The organism is Achromobacter insuavis (genome assembly GCF_902859645.1).
In the GTDB taxonomy this organism is placed as follows: domain Bacteria; phylum Pseudomonadota; class Gammaproteobacteria; order Burkholderiales; family Burkholderiaceae_B; genus Achromobacter; species Achromobacter insuavis.
In genome coordinates this window covers 17,485-34,023 of record NZ_CADIJR010000025.1, presented here as the reverse complement: position 1 = coordinate 34,023, position 16,539 = coordinate 17,485, and the positions used below count along the sequence as shown (strand labels likewise).

18 protein-coding genes are annotated in these 16,539 nt (G+C 65.8%); 10 read left to right on the top strand and 8 right to left on the bottom strand.

The features are described 5' to 3' along the window. Positions 1 to 18 precede the first annotated feature (18 nt). From H0523_RS14765 to H0523_RS14740, 6 genes are all read left to right on the top strand, one after another. Positions 19 to 882, top strand: coding sequence for an MBL fold metallo-hydrolase (locus H0523_RS14765; protein ID WP_054430725.1), 864 nt, complete (start codon positions 19 to 21; stop codon positions 880 to 882). 100 nt (positions 883 to 982) lie between these two features. Beyond that, entirely contained in the window at positions 983 to 2,449 is a 1,467-nt protein-coding gene (gene pap / locus H0523_RS14760) for a polyphosphate:AMP phosphotransferase (protein ID WP_054430726.1), read from the top strand. A gap of 19 nt (positions 2,450 to 2,468) precedes the next feature. After that, positions 2,469 to 2,918 carry a GNAT family N-acetyltransferase gene (locus tag H0523_RS14755; protein ID WP_054430727.1) on the top strand — a complete coding sequence of 150 codons (450 nt, stop codon included), beginning with the start codon at positions 2,469 to 2,471 and terminating at the stop codon, positions 2,916 to 2,918. After that, complete coding sequence (locus tag H0523_RS14750) at positions 2,915 to 3,379, top strand: HIT family protein (RefSeq protein WP_054430728.1); 465 nt, start codon at positions 2,915 to 2,917, stop codon at positions 3,377 to 3,379. The genes H0523_RS14755 and H0523_RS14750 overlap by 4 nt, the downstream gene beginning before the upstream one ends. Positions 3,380 to 3,488: 109 nt before the next feature. Beyond that, positions 3,489 to 4,709, top strand: coding sequence for a Na+/H+ antiporter NhaA (nhaA, locus tag H0523_RS14745; RefSeq protein WP_054430729.1), 1,221 nt, complete (start codon positions 3,489 to 3,491; stop codon positions 4,707 to 4,709). Between the two features lie 98 nt (positions 4,710 to 4,807). Beyond that, positions 4,808 to 5,221 carry a DUF488 domain-containing protein gene (locus tag H0523_RS14740; RefSeq protein ID WP_054430730.1) on the top strand — a complete coding sequence of 138 codons (414 nt, stop codon included), beginning with the start codon at positions 4,808 to 4,810 and terminating at the stop codon, positions 5,219 to 5,221. Between the two features lie 35 nt (positions 5,222 to 5,256). Here the strand turns inward: H0523_RS14740 and H0523_RS14735 are convergent, their stop codons facing one another. From H0523_RS14735 to H0523_RS14725, 3 genes are all read right to left on the bottom strand, one after another. After that, the gene (locus tag H0523_RS14735) at positions 5,257 to 6,105 is read right to left on the bottom strand and encodes a lysozyme inhibitor LprI family protein (RefSeq protein WP_054430731.1); all 849 of its coding nucleotides are present in this window, start codon (positions 6,103 to 6,105) and stop codon (positions 5,257 to 5,259) included. A gap of 30 nt (positions 6,106 to 6,135) precedes the next feature. Beyond that, positions 6,136 to 7,302, bottom strand: a complete 1,167-nt coding sequence (locus H0523_RS14730) for a COG3904 family protein (RefSeq protein ID WP_054430732.1) — start codon at positions 7,300 to 7,302, stop codon at positions 6,136 to 6,138. Between the two features lie 178 nt (positions 7,303 to 7,480). Continuing rightward, positions 7,481 to 8,191 (bottom strand): N-acetylmuramoyl-L-alanine amidase family protein, encoded by a 711-nt coding sequence (locus H0523_RS14725; protein ID WP_082380319.1) that lies wholly within the window; start codon positions 8,189 to 8,191, stop codon positions 7,481 to 7,483. A gap of 374 nt (positions 8,192 to 8,565) precedes the next feature. On the opposite strand from H0523_RS14725, the gene H0523_RS14720 reads away from it, so the two are divergent. The 3 genes from H0523_RS14720 to H0523_RS14710 all read left to right on the top strand — a co-directional run bounded on the left by H0523_RS14720 (position 8,566) and on the right by H0523_RS14710 (position 10,395). Further along, complete coding sequence (locus tag H0523_RS14720; protein WP_054430733.1) at positions 8,566 to 9,351, top strand: 3-hydroxybutyrate dehydrogenase; 786 nt, start codon at positions 8,566 to 8,568, stop codon at positions 9,349 to 9,351. Positions 9,352 to 9,544: 193 nt separating this feature from the next. Beyond that, positions 9,545 to 10,114: a PH domain-containing protein gene (locus H0523_RS14715; RefSeq protein ID WP_054430734.1), complete on the top strand. Its 570-nt coding sequence runs from the start codon at positions 9,545 to 9,547 to the stop codon at positions 10,112 to 10,114. A gap of 5 nt (positions 10,115 to 10,119) precedes the next feature. Then, on the top strand, positions 10,120 to 10,395 hold the full coding sequence (locus tag H0523_RS14710) for a hypothetical protein (RefSeq protein ID WP_054430735.1): 276 nt from the start codon (positions 10,120 to 10,122) through the stop codon (positions 10,393 to 10,395). A gap of 96 nt (positions 10,396 to 10,491) precedes the next feature. Here H0523_RS14710 and H0523_RS14705 read toward each other — a convergent pair whose 3' ends face one another. From H0523_RS14705 to H0523_RS14695, 3 genes are all read right to left on the bottom strand, one after another. Continuing rightward, positions 10,492 to 12,900, bottom strand: coding sequence for a TonB-dependent siderophore receptor (locus H0523_RS14705; protein WP_369816807.1), 2,409 nt, complete (start codon positions 12,898 to 12,900; stop codon positions 10,492 to 10,494). A gap of 293 nt (positions 12,901 to 13,193) precedes the next feature. Beyond that, positions 13,194 to 14,186 (bottom strand): FecR family protein, encoded by a 993-nt coding sequence (locus H0523_RS14700; RefSeq protein WP_054430736.1) that lies wholly within the window; start codon positions 14,184 to 14,186, stop codon positions 13,194 to 13,196. Positions 14,187 to 14,197: 11 nt separating this feature from the next. Continuing rightward, a complete protein-coding gene (locus H0523_RS14695; protein WP_054430737.1) occupies positions 14,198 to 14,704 on the bottom strand; it encodes an RNA polymerase sigma factor in 507 nt (168 codons plus the stop codon). A 179-nt stretch (positions 14,705 to 14,883) separates the two neighbouring features. Between H0523_RS14695 and tenA the strand changes: the two genes are divergently transcribed. After that, positions 14,884 to 15,546, top strand: a complete 663-nt coding sequence (gene tenA / locus H0523_RS14690; RefSeq protein ID WP_054430738.1) for a thiaminase II — start codon at positions 14,884 to 14,886, stop codon at positions 15,544 to 15,546. A gap of 49 nt (positions 15,547 to 15,595) precedes the next feature. On the opposite strand, the gene H0523_RS14685 is transcribed toward tenA, so the two are convergent. Both H0523_RS14685 and H0523_RS14680 read right to left on the bottom strand, forming a co-directional pair. Beyond that, positions 15,596 to 15,982: a CZB domain-containing protein gene (locus H0523_RS14685; RefSeq protein ID WP_054430739.1), complete on the bottom strand. Its 387-nt coding sequence runs from the start codon at positions 15,980 to 15,982 to the stop codon at positions 15,596 to 15,598. A 58-nt stretch (positions 15,983 to 16,040) separates the two neighbouring features. Then, on the bottom strand, positions 16,041 to 16,538 hold the full coding sequence (locus tag H0523_RS14680) for a contact-dependent growth inhibition system immunity protein (RefSeq protein ID WP_082380334.1): 498 nt from the start codon (positions 16,536 to 16,538) through the stop codon (positions 16,041 to 16,043). Position 16,539 lies beyond the last annotated feature (1 nt).

Sequence of the window (16,539 nt, the reverse complement as noted above, 5' to 3'; positions counted from 1 at the left end):
CGCCCGAGGCCGCCGCCCATGACCCCGCAGATCCAAGCCTTTTTCGACCCGGCCACCGCCACCGTCACCTACGTGGTGCACGAGCCCGCGCCCGGCGGCGCCTGTGCCATCATCGACTCGGTGCTGGACTACGACCCCAAGTCCGGCCGCACCAGCACCGCCAGCGCCGACCGGGTCGCCGCCTACGTCCGCGAACACGGCCTGCGCACCGAATGGCTGCTCGAGACCCACGCGCATGCCGATCACCTGTCGGCCGCCCCCTACCTGCAGCGCGCGCTGGGCGGCGTCATCGCCATCGGCCAGAGCATCCGCACGGTGCAGGGCGTGTTCAAGAAAATCTTCAACCTCGAGCCGCAGTTCCAGCTCGACGGCTCGCAGTTCGGCCGCCTGTTCGCCGACGGCGAAACGTTCTCGATCGGCGCGCTCACGGCCAGCGCCATGCACGTGCCCGGCCACACCCCCGCCGACATGGCCTACCGCATCGGCGACGCGGTCTTCGTCGGCGACACCCTGTTCATGCCCGACGTCGGCACCGCGCGCTGCGACTTTCCCGGCGGCGACGCCCACCAGTTGTTCCGCTCCATCCGGCATCTGCTGAGCCTGCCCGACGACACCCGCCTCTACATGTGCCACGACTATCCGCCGGCCGGCCGCGAGGCCGCGTGGCAGACCACCGTGGCCGAGCAGCGCCGCGCCAACATCCACGTGCGCGACGGCGTCACCGAAGACGACTTCGTCGCCATGCGCACGCGGCGCGACGCCACCTTGTCCATGCCCACGCTGATCCTGCCGGCCATCCAGGTCAACATCCGCGCCGGCCACTTCCCGCCGCCGGAAGACAACGGCGTGCGCTACCTGAAGATCCCGGTCGACGCCCTCTAGCCGGCGTCCACAAGGGTTCCGCCGGCCGCGCACTTGCGCGCCGCCGGGATATCCCGCAAGATCGGCCGGTCACAAGATCGCCGATCCCACGGAATCCCTCATGTTCGCCGAAGCCGAAGCCGACCCAGTCCTGTCCAAGGAAGCCTTCAAACCGCTGGAGGCCAAGCTGCGCGTCGCGCTGCTGAACGCCCAATACCAGCGCCTGCAGAAGGCCGAGAAATCCCTGCTGGTGGTGGTGGCCGGCATCGACGGCGCCGGCAAGGGCGCCACGGTCAACCTGCTCAACGAGTGGATGGACCCGCGCCACATCAAGACGCTGGCCTATGGTCCCCCGGAAGGCGACGAACTCGAACGCCCGCCCATGTGGCGCTACTGGAAAGACCTGCCGCCCAAGGGCAGCACCGGCATCGTCTTCGGCTCCTGGTACACGCCGCTGATCCGCGAAGCCGCGCGCAAGCATCCCAACCAGGACAGCATCGAGGCGCAGTCGGTCGCCATCCGACGCTTCGAGGCCATGCTGGCCGCCGAAGGCGTGCAGATCCTCAAGCTCTGGTTCCACCTGTCATCGGACGCCCAGCGGGCGCGGGCCAAGCGCCTGCTGGCCAGTCCCGAGACCTCCTGGCAGGTCAGCCCGATCGACCTCAAGGTGCACAAGAAATACGACCGCATCCGCAACAGCGGCCAGGTCGTCATCAACCACACCGACAGTGGCCACGCGCCCTGGGTGGTGATCCCCAGCGCCGACGAGAACATGCGCGCCACGCGCACCGCCGAAGCCGTGCTGGCCGCCATGCGCCAGAACCGCGTGCCGCGCATCCCGGCCTCGTTCGTGGCCCATACCGGCCCCGCCCGCATCCTTGACCGGCTCGGCCAGCTGGACTACGACGCCAAGCTCGACCGCGAAGACTACGAATCCGAACTGGGCCTGCTGCAGGGCCGGCTGGCGCGCGCCGCCCGCTCCAGGAAATTCCAGGAACGCTCGCTGGTGCTGGTGTTCGAAGGCCAGGACGCCGCCGGCAAGGGCGGCGCCATCCGGCGCATCACGCATGCGCTGGACGCGCGCCAGTTCGACATCACCCCGGTGGCCGCGCCCAACAGCTACGAGCTGTCGCGCCCCTACCTGTGGCGCTTCTGGCGCCACGTGCCGCGCCAGGGCCGCATCGCCATCTTCGACCGCTCCTGGTACGGCCGGGTACTGGTCGAGCGCGTCGAGAAAATCACCCCGCCCGCCCACTGGCGCCGCGCCTACGCCGAGATCAACGACTTCGAGGCGCAACTGGCCGGCAGCGGCGCGCTGGTGCTGAAGTTCTGGCTGGCGGTCACCGCCGACGTGCAGCTCGAACGCTTCAAGGACCGCGAGAAATCGCCCTTCAAGAACTTCAAGATCACGCCCGACGACTGGCGCAACCGCGACAAGTGGAAGGAATACGCCGCGGCCACCAACGAAATGCTGGCGCGCACCGATGTCCAGCATGCGCCGTGGCATCTGGTCTCGGCCAACGACAAGCGCTACGCTCGCCTTCAGGTGCTGCGGCATATCGTCGAAGCCCTGGAAAACCAACTCTGACCCGCAGGAGACCTTCCCCATGAGCTCGGCTGAAATCCGCCCCGTCGTCGCCGCCGATTTTGATGTCTGGCTGCCGCTCTGGAAGGGCTACCAGGACTTCTACCGCGTCGACATCGCCGACGCCGTCACCCGCAACACCTGGGCCCGCTTCCTCGACCCGGCCGAGCCGGTCAACGCCGCGCTGGCCTACGACAGCGGCCGCGCGGTCGGCATGGTCCACTGGATCTTCCACCGCTCCACCTGGACGGCGGGCGACTATTGCTACCTGCAGGACCTGTATGTGGATCCCGAGACGCGCGGCACCGGCGCCGGCCGCAAGCTGATCGAGCACGTCTACGCGCAGGCGGCCGCGGCCAACTGCGCTCGCGTCTACTGGCTGACCCACGAAACCAACGCCACCGCCATGCAGCTGTACGACCGCATCGCCGACCGTTCCGGCTTCATCCAATACCGCAAGGTGCTGCCTTGAGCGCGCGCGACCCCGACTGTCCGCTGTGCCAGACCGACGGCGGCACGCTGCTGTGGCGCGGGCCGCACCTGCGCCTGATCGAGGTCGACGACCCCGACTACCCCGGCTTCACCCGCGTCATCTGGAACGCCCACCTGGCCGAGATGACCAGCCTGTCGACCCACGGCCGCGACCTGCTGATGCGCGCCGTGTACGTGGTCGAGGAAGCGCAGCAATCGATCCTGGCGCCCGACAAGATCAATCTGGCATCGCTCGGCAACATGGTGCCGCACCTGCACTGGCACGTGATTCCGCGCTGGCGCGGCGACCGCCATTTCCCCGACCCGATCTGGGCGCCGCAGCGCATCGCCGCCGGCGCCGAACCGGCCGAATGGACCGACCGCCAGGCCCGCGTGCGGGCGCTGCTGCCGCGCTATCGCAACCGGCTGGTCGAGGCCATGAACGCGTTGCTGTGGCATTGATCCCGAAAGGCCAAATCCTATAGAAATCAAGGCCTTCCATCCGGCGGGGCATGCTTAATTCAGGTAAAATTCAGGTTTTACGCTGTACGCAGCACCCAAGGAGTGAATCTTGACCCTGCAGGCCTCGCCCCCGTCCCGGCCCGTCTCTTTCCTGCAGGCGTTCCTGCGTTCCGAAGCCCTCGGCGGCTACGTCCTGATGCTGGCGGCGGTGGTCGCCCTGATCGTCGCCAATAGTCCCCTGGCGGCCGGATATTTCAACATCCTCGGCGCCAAACTGGGCTTCCAGGTCGGGCCGGTGATGCTCAAGGAATCGGTGCTGCACTGGATCAACGACGGCCTGATGGCCGTGTTCTTCCTGCTGGTCGGCCTGGAGATCAAGCGCGAGGTGCTGGACGGCCAGCTGCGCGGCGTCGCCCGCATCGTGCTGCCGGGCATCGCCGCCGTGGGCGGCATGGCCATGCCGGCGCTGATCTACGTGCTGCTCAACCTGGGCAGCCCCGAGACCCTGCGCGGCTGGGCCATTCCCGCCGCCACCGACATCGCCTTCGCGCTGGGCATCCTGGCCCTGCTGGGCAGCCGCGTGCCGACCTCGCTGAAGGTGTTCCTGACGGCGCTGGCGATCCTGGACGACCTGGGCGCCATCGTCATCATTGCGCTGTTCTATACCTCCGAGCTGAACCTGTTCGCGCTGGCCATGGCCGGCGCGCTGCTGGCCTGCCTGTTCTGCCTGAACCGGGCCGGCGTGCTGCGCCTGACGCCCTACCTGCTGATCGGCGCGGTGCTGTGGTACTTCGTGCTGAAGTCCGGCGTGCATGCCACGCTCGCGGGCGTGGCGCTGGCGCTGACCATTCCGCTGCGCCCCCAGAACCAGGGCCGCGCGGGCGAGCATTCGCCGCTGCATGCGCTGGAACATGCGCTGCACAAGCCCGTGGCGCTGCTGATCGTGCCGCTGTTCGGCTTCGCCAACGCCGGCGTGTCGTTCGCCGGCATGGGCCTGTCGAGCCTGGCGCAGCCCGTGCCGCTGGGCGTGGCGCTGGGCCTGTTCCTGGGCAAGCAGCTGGGCGTGTTCGGCTTCGCCTGGCTCGCCATCCGCACGGGCGTGGCCAGCCTGCCGCGCCACGCCAGCTTCACGCAGCTGTACGGCGTGGCCCTGCTGTGCGGCATCGGCTTCACCATGAGCCTGTTCATCGGCGCGCTGGCCTTCACCGACCCGGCGGCGGTCGACGCCACCAAGATCGGCGTCCTGACCGGCTCGCTGGCCTCGGCGGTGGTGGGCTTCCTGCTGTTGCGCGCCAGCGGCGCGGCCGAGCTGGCCAAGGCCGCCGCCTGACCCGTCGCGCCGGCATGCGTCCCGGAGTCGCCGGTCGGCGGCGGCGGGATGCGGGGCGGGAGTAGACTGGGGCGGTCCGTCACAGGAGCCGCTCTCCCATGAAACCGTCCGCCATCTCCGTGCAGCGTGTCTATGAAGGCCTCGGCCCCGACGGCAGTTATCGGGCCCTGGTGGACCGCATGTGGCCGCGCGGCCTGCGCCGCGCCGACCTGGGGCTGGATGAATGGGCCAAGGACATCGCCCCCAGCGCCGAACTATGCAAATGGTTCAGTCACCAGGACGAACGCTGGGATGCGTTCCGGGAAAAATACCTGGCCGAGCTGGCCGACCCGGCGCAACAGGCCCGCATGGCCGCGTTGCTGGAAGCCGCCGGCGCGCGCCCGTTGACGTTGCTGTATGGCGCGCGCAATACCGCGCACAACCAGGCGGTGGTGCTGCGCGACGCGTTGCAGGACTACGCCAGGCGCCACCGCAAGCGCCTGGCCCGGGCCGCCGCCGACGACCCGGCCTGATACGGCTCGGCTCGGCTCGGCTCGGCGCGCCCCGACTAGCGCCCGGCGCCCTTCGGGTCGGACAGCGGGAAAGACGGATCGGTCAGGCAGGCCTTGAGCCAGTCGTTGTCATCCTCGTCGTGGACTTCGCCATCCACCTTGGGCAACGGCGTGGATGAATAGTCCACCTTGTGCACCTCGGGGCCGGTGTTCCAGTGGGCGTCATCCGAAATCCCGCCCGGGCAGTTGGCGTCGACGCCATTGAATGAGCACGAGGCCACCGGCACCGGCTTGTTATCCACCACCTTGGCCACATAGCGCTGCACATAGACCGAACCGGTGGCCCAGTATTCCTCCGCGCTGCAGAGGCGATCGTTGTTCTGGTAGTGGCGGATCGCGAAGCAGCCGTAGTACTTGTAGTCGCGCGGCAGCAGGTCGCAGGACACATCAAAGCCGGCGTAGGGGCCGCCGGTGAACTGCTTGTTGAACTCCCGCTGGCGCAGCGCCGTGGCGATCATGGCGGGCAGCTTGTCGCCCTTCCGGATCTCCTTGAGCTGGGCGATGCGGTTCAGGATCAGGTCGGCCGCCAGCTGCCCCGGCGTCTTGTCGTCCTGCAACGCGTCGGAATCGTCGGTCAGCCCGTCCAGCACCTGGTCGCGGGCCTTGAGCCAGCGCCGCTGGCTGTCCACCAGCATCTTGTGGATCTCCTCGTCGGGCGCCTGCTTCAGCACCGCCGCATAGGCGCGGTTCAGCTCGCCATCGGCGGCCACCGCCTTGCGATCCGAACAGATCAGCTTCTCGGGGACCGTGCTGGCCTTCTGGCAGTTGATCGCCAACGCCGGCGCGGCCAGCACGCTCAACCCCACCAGGCACAGCAGCCGCGCCGCGCGATTCCTCAAACTCATTGCAGTTCTCCCTGGCATCGGCCCGCTGCGTCAGCGGCTGATGACCTCGCTGTCTTCCATGACGATGCGGTAGCGGTTGCGCAGGTCAAGGACGTAAGTGAAATTCGACGTGCCGGTCGCGGTCTTGCCGCGCTCCGGGCTGGATACCTTGTAGTCGTAGAGGCCCTTGACCATGCACATCTGGTCCTGGCACTTGGCCCGCAGCGAATTCTGGTCGACCACGAAACGACGCACCGGCCAGCGCGCGAAGTACGCCTCCTTGTCCGCCAGGATCTCGGACTTCGGCCGCTGCTTCTTGAAGTAGTCGACCGTATCGGCGTAGAACTCGCGCGTGAACTTCAGCGCCTCTTCATTGGTGCCGCTGCCCGCCTGGATCATCAGGGCCGCGGCGTTGATCGCCTTCTGCTCATCCGTGATCGCCGCCGGCGCGGTCTCCTTCGGCATGTACGGATTGGCCACGGGGCCGGCCGGCGCCGGCGCGGCATCGGGCGAGGCCGGCTTGCGCGGCGGCAGCTTGGCATCCCCCGGCGACTGCGCCTGCGGCGCCGGCGCCGCGGCGGGCGCGGGGGCCGCACGCTGGCCGGTGCCCGGCTGCACGTCATTGCTGGCCGTCCTGACGTTGCCGGTGCGGTTGATGCCGTACCTGATGATCTCCTGCGGCGAGAAGAAATACATCTCCTTGGACGGCGTGCTGAACATGATCCCCAGCACGTCCGCCGACACGCCGTACTTCGGCAGGGTCGCGACAATGTCCGACACGCCGAACTGCGCCTGCTCGCCCGTCATCTCGGGCGCGGAGATCTGGTGCACGCCGAGGCGGCCTTCCGCCAGGCGCTGACGCCCGGCGAAGAACACGAACGAACACGCCGACGCGCAATAGCTGTCCTTCGGGATATAGGTGTTCAGCCCGCGCTCGTAGACCTCTTCGGCCACCACCAGCCCGATGTGGACCAGGCCGCCGCCATTGTTCTGCAGGATCAGGGTCGAGATGGTCGGGTGCTCGCGCAGCGCCTTCTTCAGGTTGAGCATGTCGTTGGCGCCCACCGCGCCCACGTAGACCAACAGGTTGGGCTGGCTGGGCAGGAAGAAGAACGGGCCGTAGCGCTCGGGTTCCTCCTGCTGCTGCGCCGGCGCCTGCGTCTGCGCCACCGCGACGGACAGCCCGGTCATCGACAGCGCCAGGGACGCGGCCAACATCGTCAGTTTTCTTTTCAGCATCATCAGTCCTTGTTCTCGGAACGCTCGCCACGGCCGGGATCGCCCCCGCCCTGCGCAACCGCGTCGTCCGGGCGCGGCGGCCCACTATACGAATGCCGGATTTTATCCATCCCTTGCGATTTCATCCCGCATCCGCCCGCTGGCCCCCAACGCCGCGCTAGCGCCGCTGGCAGGCGTGCGTGCCGTCCGCGATCGCCCGCGCCAGGCGCTGAATGGTCTCGGGCCGCGCCAGGCGCGCCTCTTCGTCGGGATTCACGATCACGCCGGCCTCCACCAGCACCGCCGGCATGGCCGCGGTCTTGAGCACCGCCAGCCCATCGTAGCGATGCACGCCCAGGCGGCGATCGAGCAATGGCCGGTTCTCGCCCGCGATGGGCTCGGCGTGGTACAGCGACGGCTTTTCGCCCGCCGCCACCAGCGCCTCGCCGATGGCCTTGGCGCACCGCAGGCTGTCCTCGTAGCGGGGATTGAGCTGCGAGACAAAGATGGCGAAGCCCGCGAACTCCCGCTGGCGGCCGGCATCGATGTACTTCTGCTGCATCGAATCGTGGTGGATCGAGATGAAGAAGTCCGCGTCCGGCGCCGTCCGCGCGCGCCGGCCCAGCGCAATCTCGGCGCCATCGGCCGACACGCGCGTCACGCGGTCTCCCAGCGCCAGCAGATCCGTGGCCACCGCGCCGCTCAGGTCCAGGTTGTACTGGTACTCCACCCGGCCGCTGGCGCCCGTGGCGCCCGGCTGCTTGGGCGTATGACCGGTGTCCACCACCACATAGGCCGCCTGCGCCGACAGCGCCGCCACCCCCAGCACGGCCGCCGCGACGCCACGCGCCCAACCTGCCGCCACCCGCTTGCCCGCCCGACCGTCCATGACTGATGACACGCTAGTCTTCGCTCTGTAGGAAACAAGGATCCCGCCACAATCAGGGCGGGACCGAATCCGGCGGATTCTCGCGCAGCCCGGCGCAACCGGCAATGGCCGAATGCGGCGCGCGGCCGGGCTTGGTAACAAAGCCTGCCGGGCCCCGTCCCTGGCGCGGCCTGCCGCCCATGGCGCCCGCCCCGGGAACCGCGAGCGCGCCCCCCAGCGCCGCCCTGACATGCGGCGGAAGCAAATGACATAGAAAGTTACCCTGGCTGTGGCGTTCAGGCTGCGCTCATCCTGGAGCGCTACCATCAAGCCATGCCCCTCGCATCCGCGGGCGCACCCCGGCCCGCGGCATCCTTACCCGGAGGTTCCCCAGCATGAGCAATCTGAACGGAAAAGTGGCCGTCGTCACCGGCGCGGCCAGCGGCATCGGCAAGGAGATCGCGCTGACCCTGTCGCGCGCAGGCGCCGCGGTCGCCATCGCCGACCTGAACCAGGCCGGCGCCGACGCCGTCGCCCGCGAAATCGAACAGGCCGGCGGCAAGGCCATGGGCGTGGCCATGGACGTCACCAACGAAGACGCCGTCAACCAGGGCATCGACCGCGTCGCCGCCGCCTACGGCAGCATCGACATCCTGATCTCGAACGCCGGCATCCAGATCGTCAACCCCATCGAGAACTTCGCCTTCGCCGACTGGAAGAAAATGCAGGCCATCCACGTCGATGGCGCCTTCCTCACCACCAAGGCCGCGCTCAAGCACATGTACAAGGATGATCGCGGCGGCGTCGTGATCTACATGGGCTCGGTGCACTCTCACGAAGCCTCGCCGCTCAAGTCCGCCTACGTCGCCGCCAAGCACGCGCTGCTGGGCCTGGCGCGCGTGCTGGCCAAGGAAGGCGCCAAGCACAACGTGCGTTCGCACGTCATCTGCCCCGGCTTCGTGCGCACCCCGCTGGTCGAGAAGCAGATCCCCGAACAGGCCAAGGAACTGGGCATCAGCGAAGAAGACGTGGTCAAGAAGGTGATGCTGGGCGATACCGTCGACGGCGTTTTCACCACGGTCGACGACGTGGCGCAGACGGCGCTGTTCCTGTCGACCTTCCCCAGCGCGGCGTTCACGGGGCAGTCGTTCGTGGTCAGCCATGGGTGGTACATGCAATAGGCCTTGCGCCGCCGCGAATGCGGCGCGCGCGGCTGGCCGTGCGCCGCTTCGAATCTCGACAATCGACAGGGAGCCTTCCGGACTGGCCGCCGGCCCGGAGGTTTTTTTCCGAGCACGCCTCCGCCTGCCCGACCCGTGGCTTAAGATAGGCGCGCTTTGGCTGCTGATGCCATAACCGGATGCAAGGAAGTGCATGGCCTTCGACTATAAAAACGCGCCGCCCGAGGAATTGAAGGCGCGCTACAACGCCATCGCCAAGGAGATGGGCGATGACCAGTTCTTCACCAAGAAGGAACTGAACCACCTGCCCCACGTGCTGCACGACGGCGAAGAGGTGCTGGCCTTCACCAGCGGCATGATGAACAACAACACCTGGCTCATCACGCTGACCGACCGGCGCATCATCTTCCTCGACAAAGGCCTGGTCTACGGCCTGCGCCAGACCGCGATCGACCTGGACAAGGTCAATGCCGTTTCCGGTGAAACCGGCATCATGTTCGGCAATATCTCCATCCAGGACAGCGCCGGTAGCTACCAGATACGCAACGTCTGGAAGAAAACCGTCATGCGATTCACCAACCGCGTGCAGGAGGCCATCGAAGCGCGCAAATCCCGCTTCATGCGGCAACCCGCCGCCGGCAAGGCCGCCGGTCCGGATGACGACGTCATCGCCAAGCTGGAGCGACTGGCCAGCCTGCGCGACCGCGGCGTGCTGACAGACGCCGAATTCGCCGAGCAGAAAGCCCGCATCCTGGCGGCATAGCTGTCATGGAATTCCTGATCGTCATTGCCATCATCGTGGCGCTGATCGTCGGTTATTTCTGCCTGGGCATGCTGCTGAAGTTGCTGCTGCAATGGTGGCTGCCACTGGTCTGCGCGGGGCCGCTGCTGATACTGGCGTTCGGCTTCGGCTGGACGGGCGCCATCGGCGCGGTCGTCGGCGCGCTGCTGCTGATCGGCTTCACCCAGAACTGGCAGGAATCGCCCACCTATCTCGCGCTTGAAGCGAAGATCGACAAGGCGTTCTATTTCGACGACGTCTAGCCCTCGCCCGAACGCCGTCGGACGAACTCCCCCCGACGATGAGGCCGCCACGGCTGACTGCGCCATCGCCATCGCGATGCGCAGCCAGCCATGCCGCTAGAACTGATAGCGTGTCGTCAGCAGGAAACTACGCGGCGTACCGTAGTAGTTGCCGCCATTGTTACCCTGCATCGACTCGAAATAGCGCTTGTCGAACAGGTTGTTGACGTTGAACTGGATATCCAGCTGCCGGTTCACCTTGTAGCCGGCCACCAGATCCACCACCGTGAACGGCGACTGCTTGACCACGTAGCCCTCCGCGCTCGTCAACGATTGCGTCGAGGTCTTGCTCTGTGCCCGCACCGCGCCGCCGATACGCCATTTCTCGTACGCCCCCGGCAGGTGATACATGGCGGCGACTTTCAACTGGTGCTGCGGGACATAGCTGGCATAGGGCTGGCCTGCGGCGCCGTCGATGCCGCCCGAAGACACCTTGGCGCGCGTGTAGGAATAACCGATGCCCACGTTCAGGCGTGGCAGCAGCTCGCCATTGATGTCGATCTCCACGCCTTCGCTCTTGACCTCGCCCACCGCCCGATAGCAATTGGTGGCGACGAAGCACGACGAGATGTCGGTCACCGCCTGCGGCAGGTTGGACTGCGTCGTCGAGAACACCGCGATGGCGGCGTTGATACGCTCGTCCAGATAGCTGCCCTTCAGGCCGATTTCGTAGTTGGTGCCCTCCACCGGCTTGAGCACCGTACCCGACGTGTCCAGGTAGTACTGCGGTTTGAAGATGCTGGAATAGCTGGCGTAGACCGAGTGGTTGTCGTTCAGATCATAGGTCAGCGCGGCATACGGCGTGAAGTGCTTGTCTTCGCTGAACTTGCGATGACTGCTCCATGCGCCTTGATACTGCTTGTTGTCGAAGTCGAACCAATCCAGCCGCGCGCCCAGAATCATGCTGAGCGGGTCCGCCAGGCGGAAACGGCCGGTGGCGTAGGCCGACGTCAGTGCCGAGCGCTGGTCGCGGCTCCAGAGCGTGTCCTTCACGAAGTCGGAACGGCGAATCGAATCCGGGTCCCACGTGTACGGATTGACGCCGCCCAGCATGTAATAGCCGGTCGGCGAATCCAGGTAGCTGTAGCCATCGTCGCGCCACGTATCCTTGCGGTAGCTCGCCCCGAACGCAATGTCGTGGAAACGGCCGAACAGCTTGACCGGCCCTTGCGCCGACACGTCGAAGCTCTGCTGCTTCTTATCGTAGTCATAGCGGCCGCCCATCACGTCGTAAAGCATATTGCCCTGCGCATCATAGCTGCCACTGACGAAATAGGCGCCGTCCAGCGCCGACGACGCATTGACGGAGCGGGCGGCGGCCTTGGCCACCCAGCCGCTGTCGAACTTGTGCTTGAGCTCGGCGAACAGGCTCGATTCCTTCTTGTCCCAATAGCTCCATGATGGCGAAAACCGCCGTGACCGCCGGATATCCAGCGGCGAACCGTCGGGGGCCGTGGGAACCCCCATCCATTCGGACCCCGGATTGTCCTCGGTGTTGGAATGGCCGCCCAGGCTCAGCGTGGTGCGCGAGGTCAGATCGATATCGACGACGCCGTAGTACAGGTGCTTGCGGCTGCTGTAGCCATCCGTGAAATACTGCCGCGACTGCTGCGACGTGACGAAGCGCCCCCGGATCGAGCCGCTGTCATTCAACGGGCCGCTCGCATCGAATTCGCCCGAGAAATTATCCCAGTTGCCCGCGCGCGCGGTGGCGATGAACTGCGCCACGTCGGTCGGCTGCTTGCGCACGAAGTTGATGGCGCCCGATGGATCGCCCATGCCCGTCATCAGGCCGGTCGGTCCTCGCACCACCTCCACGTGGTCGTACATCGCCGTGGTGCTGTAGGTGGACGTGTCCGTCTCGTAGGTCACCGGCATCCCGTCCAGCAGGAATGTATTGATCGTGAAGCCCCGGGAAAAATAACGCGAGCGATCATTGCTCCAGTGGTTCACCGTCACGCCGGTGGTGCTGTTGGCGACGTCATCGATGGTCTGCATCGCGAAGTCATCCAGCTTCTGGCGTGTCACCACGCTGACGGACTGCGGCGTTTCCTGGATGGTCAGCGGCAGCTTGGTCGCCGTGTTCATCGCGCCGGTAGTGTACGAGCCGGTGCCTTCCGTGAACTCATTACCCTTGCCCACGACCGTGATGCTCTGCATCACCACACTGGCATCGCCGGCACCGCGCGACAGGGCAACCCGGTTGCCCGTTCTTTCAAACACCAGGCCAGAGCCCGCCAGCAAGGCGCGCAACGCCTCGTCCGGCGTCAGCCGGCCCGACACGGCCGGCGCACGCAGATTACGCACGGCATCCGGCGAATACGCCAGATCCCACGAGGCCCGCGTGGCCAGGTCGACCAGCGCGCTTTCCAGCGATTGCGCCGGCATGTTGAGCTGCAGCGCCGCTTCCTGCGCCTGCGCGACGGTCGGCGACAACGCCACCCCCAGCAGCAACGACAAAGCCAGCGCACCCAGGCCTTGGGCAGACGCCAGCCTGCGCGGCGATGAATAGAATCCAATGGTTGAACGGTTCACGGAACGAGCTTTCCTGATGATTTTCCCGGGATCGGCAGCAGCGGGCCTGAGCAGCCCGCGAACGTGGCGATATGAAGCGGCGCTGATCGGCACGCCTATCCCCAGGACGCCGTGGCGCGCCCAATTCCTGATGAAAAATCATCGATTATTTGAAACTAAATGCAACGCGTCGCGGACGGCATTTTCCGGACCGACCAGCGGCGCAAGCTGTCGTGCCAGCCAGATCAACGTGCCTGGATCGTCGCGACGCCATCGGCCGCGGTCTGCACCCGCACCGGTGCGATCGCGGGCAGGAGATCGAGAAACGCTTGCGGGTTGTCCACGCTGAACACCCCGGAAATATGGATGCGCCCGACGGCCACGTCCGCGACGCGCATGTCCATGCGGCCATAGCGGTTCATCTCGGCCACGGCATCCGCCAACGCCTGGTCGCGGAACACCACCCGTCCCGCATGCCAGGCCAGCAAGTCCGACACCGCCACCTTTTCCGACGGCGACAACCCGCCCTGCGCCAGCGTGCGCGTGCCCTGGCCGCCAGTCAGCAACACCTGGCTGCGATTCCACCAGTGGCCGGATTGCACGGCCACGGTGCCCGAATCCACCGCCACCCGCACCTGTTCGCCATCGCGGCGCACATTGAAGCGCGTGCCCGTGACGCGGACGGTGGTCGCGCCCGTCTCCACGTAGAAAGGCCGCTGCGGATCCGGCGTCACCGTGAAAGTGGCCTCGCCCGCCTGGAGTTCGACAATGCGGCGATCCTCGAACAGGCGCACCGACAATCGCGTCGCGGTGTTCAGGTCCACCACGGAGGCGTCCGGCAGCGATGCCTGCATACGCTGACCCGGTTGCGTTGCGTACTGCTGGCTGAACGCCGGCGTTCCCATGAACCACTGCGGCAGCGCCACGCCGGCAACGACCACGGCACACGTCAGTCCCAGGCCTACCCCCAAAGGCTTGCGCGAGCGGGAACCCCGCCCGGAGCGCGGCGCCGGTTCGGCAGCCAGCGCCCGCAACCTGGCCGGATCCACCAACGCAAACCCATTCCAGAGGCCGCAGGCCCGTTGGTATTCCCGCTCATGCGCCGGGTCCGCCTGCCGCCAGGCGTCGAAGCGCTGTTGCTGCGCGGCATCCATCCGCCCCGAACGGACGCGCGCGAACCAGTACGCGGCGGCATCGCGCGGGTCACGCAGGGTGTCGGGGTCGGGGGAGTCAGTCATCGCGCGGCGGGTCAATCCGGGCAGAAACGTTCGAGCTGTTCGCGCATTTCACGGGTGGCGTCCATGATATAGCGTTCAACCGTATTGAGCGCCAGGCCCATGCGCTGCGCGATTTCCGGCTGCGAATAGCCTTCCAGCCTGTGCCACACATAGGCCTGCCGCTTCTTCAGCGGCAGGCTCGCCAATGCCTGCTCCAGCGCCTCGGCCAACTGCCGCGCGCGCACGCCCGCTTCGGGATCGTGCAGCAGCGGATGGTCTTCGGCCGCCAGCATCTCCAGCGAAGTCTGCGGGTGGCGTTCCTGCCGCCGGATCTCGCTGATCAGCCGATTCTGCGTCGCCCGGTACAGATAGGACTTGGGTGCAACCGCCGCCACGTTGCCATCGCTCAACAGATGCGCCATCACATCCTGCGCCGCATCCTCCGCGTCGCAAGGACGCGAATTGCGCTTGGCCCACGAACCCACCAGCTCGCCGTAATAGGCGAGCCAACCTTTCAGGGGGTTAATGGGGCGGGGCATTGGGCCGAACGTCGCGTCAAGGCAAAAAGGACGGCCATATTAACAATGATTCTCAATTAATGAATACACTGGGCGCTGCCAGTCCGCGCCATGCTTGCCTGCGCGCCCGTCTTGATACCCTTGGGTCCACCACCACGGCGCGCCCTGGCGCACCGTTCGACCCTGCCTTGAGGATTGCCATGTCTTTCAGCACCGACGCCTGGGCGCGCAACGCCGCGCTGTACGAAAAAACGCGCACCATGCCGTTCAACCAGGAACTGGCCAGCGGCCAGCTCAGCGAACAGGCGTTCCGCCACTACATGATCCAGGACGCCCACTACCTGCTGGCCTTCGGCCGCGCCCTGGCGGTCGCCGCCGCCAAGGCCGACCATGCCGACGGCGTGGTGCAGTTCGCCGACGCCGCCAAGAACGCCGTGGTGGTCGAACGCAGCCTGCACGAAGGCTTCATGAAGCAATTCGGCATCGATGGCGACACGTTCGCCAGCACCCCGCTGTCGCCGGCCAGCCATCACTACACCAGCTTCCTCATCGCCACCGCGTGGAGCGCGCCGTATCCAGTGGCGCTGGCGGCGTTGCTGCCGTGCTTCTGGATCTATGCCGAGATCGGGCGCGACATCCACTCGCGCGCGACGCGTCCCAATCCCTATGGCGCGTGGATCGATACCTACGCCGGAGAAGAATTCCACACCCTGGTGCGCGAAGTGATCGCATCGGTGGACCAGGCGGCGGACAAGGCGTCGGCACAGACGCGGGATGAAATGCACCGCGCCTATACGCATGCGGCGCAGTTGGAATGGATGTTCTGGGATTCGGCGTATCGGTTGGGGGAATGGCCGGTGTGAAGCAAGACGCGGCGCCGGCCATGCGGCAGGCGCCGCGTCGCCCCCCCCCCTACAGGTGCCGCTTGAACGCGATGATGGCCGCGCCCACCGCGCTGGAAGCCTGGGAATACGGCGTGCCAGTGCCCATCTCCTCTTCCGCCAACGCGTACTGATTGCTGTTGATCAGCCGAGCGATCTTGCCCGCCTCGGCATGAAACGCCTTGTGCTTCTGGATGATCGCGCCAAACTCGGGTTTGGCGCTGTATTTCAGCTTCCCTTCACCATATAGCCAGACCCCAAGCTGGCAACAATTGTCCTTGCCGATGGTTTCCGCATCCATCTGTTCCTTTCTGCTGATGGCGGAACGGACCTTCAACTTCCATTCGGCGTGCTTTTGAATTGACTCAAGTAGCAGCTTCTCGGAAGCCGAAGGCTTGCCGGTTGAGAAACAGGACATATCCTGCTATTAAACGACGGACGGGCAAAACGGGGGCCGAGCCGACAAGGCTCCCTTTTTACGTGCACCGGGCGAGAGTCAACCGCAAGGCAGCGCCCACTCGCTCCGAGGAGCTATCCGCTGGCAGGAGCACATAATCATTTTCAGTCAACCCCTCTCCGCTCCAAGCTTCCAGCTTTTCATGATGGCTAGGCTGCATTACATATGCCCCCCCCACCAATTCCACCGAACAACTCTTCATATCCTTGAACATGGACCGCTTGGTTTTATACCCAAACCTCTCCATCATTTCGGATACCCAATCTTTGTATTTTGGAACGACCCGCCCAGCAATATCAAAAAAGTTCGGATCATTTTTTGGATCAATTTGGCGACTCGCAGAAATTGCTGCAATCGCAGCTGAACCTAGATCAGCATCGGAAGAAGAATGCGACAACAAGTACCGCTCCCCTTCTGAATCCGGTAGAAAATTCCAATACCCGGAGTACGTTTCCAAGAAAATGAATTCATTATTTGACTTAACGTAGATACAAGGTTTTTTGGCAGGTCCGCTCATT

Excerpts from the sequence above, each read along its gene's own strand:
- H0523_RS14765 (WP_054430725.1), top strand. The coding sequence starts at position 19 with ATGACCCCGCAGATCCAAGCCTTTTTCGACCCGGCCACCGCCACCGTC.
- pap (WP_054430726.1), top strand. The coding sequence starts at position 983 with ATGTTCGCCGAAGCCGAAGCCGACCCAGTCCTGTCCAAGGAAGCCTTC.
- H0523_RS14755 (WP_054430727.1), top strand. The coding sequence starts at position 2,469 with ATGAGCTCGGCTGAAATCCGCCCCGTCGTCGCCGCCGATTTTGATGTC.
- H0523_RS14740 (WP_054430730.1), top strand. The coding sequence starts at position 4,808 with ATGAAACCGTCCGCCATCTCCGTGCAGCGTGTCTATGAAGGCCTCGGC.
- H0523_RS14735 (WP_054430731.1), bottom strand. The coding sequence starts at position 6,105 with ATGAGTTTGAGGAATCGCGCGGCGCGGCTGCTGTGCCTGGTGGGGTTG.
- H0523_RS14730 (WP_054430732.1), bottom strand. The coding sequence starts at position 7,302 with ATGTTGGCCGCGTCCCTGGCGCTGTCGATGACCGGGCTGTCCGTCGCG.
- H0523_RS14725 (WP_082380319.1), bottom strand. The coding sequence starts at position 8,191 with ATGGACGGTCGGGCGGGCAAGCGGGTGGCGGCAGGTTGGGCGCGTGGC.
- H0523_RS14720 (WP_054430733.1), top strand. The coding sequence starts at position 8,566 with ATGAGCAATCTGAACGGAAAAGTGGCCGTCGTCACCGGCGCGGCCAGC.
- H0523_RS14715 (WP_054430734.1), top strand. The coding sequence starts at position 9,545 with ATGGCCTTCGACTATAAAAACGCGCCGCCCGAGGAATTGAAGGCGCGC.
- H0523_RS14710 (WP_054430735.1), top strand. The coding sequence starts at position 10,120 with ATGGAATTCCTGATCGTCATTGCCATCATCGTGGCGCTGATCGTCGGT.
- H0523_RS14700 (WP_054430736.1), bottom strand. The coding sequence starts at position 14,186 with ATGACTGACTCCCCCGACCCCGACACCCTGCGTGACCCGCGCGATGCC.
- H0523_RS14695 (WP_054430737.1), bottom strand. The coding sequence starts at position 14,704 with ATGCCCCGCCCCATTAACCCCCTGAAAGGTTGGCTCGCCTATTACGGC.
- tenA (WP_054430738.1), top strand. The coding sequence starts at position 14,884 with ATGTCTTTCAGCACCGACGCCTGGGCGCGCAACGCCGCGCTGTACGAA.
- H0523_RS14685 (WP_054430739.1), bottom strand. The coding sequence starts at position 15,982 with ATGTCCTGTTTCTCAACCGGCAAGCCTTCGGCTTCCGAGAAGCTGCTA.
- H0523_RS14680 (WP_082380334.1), bottom strand. The coding sequence starts at position 16,538 with ATGAGCGGACCTGCCAAAAAACCTTGTATCTACGTTAAGTCAAATAAT.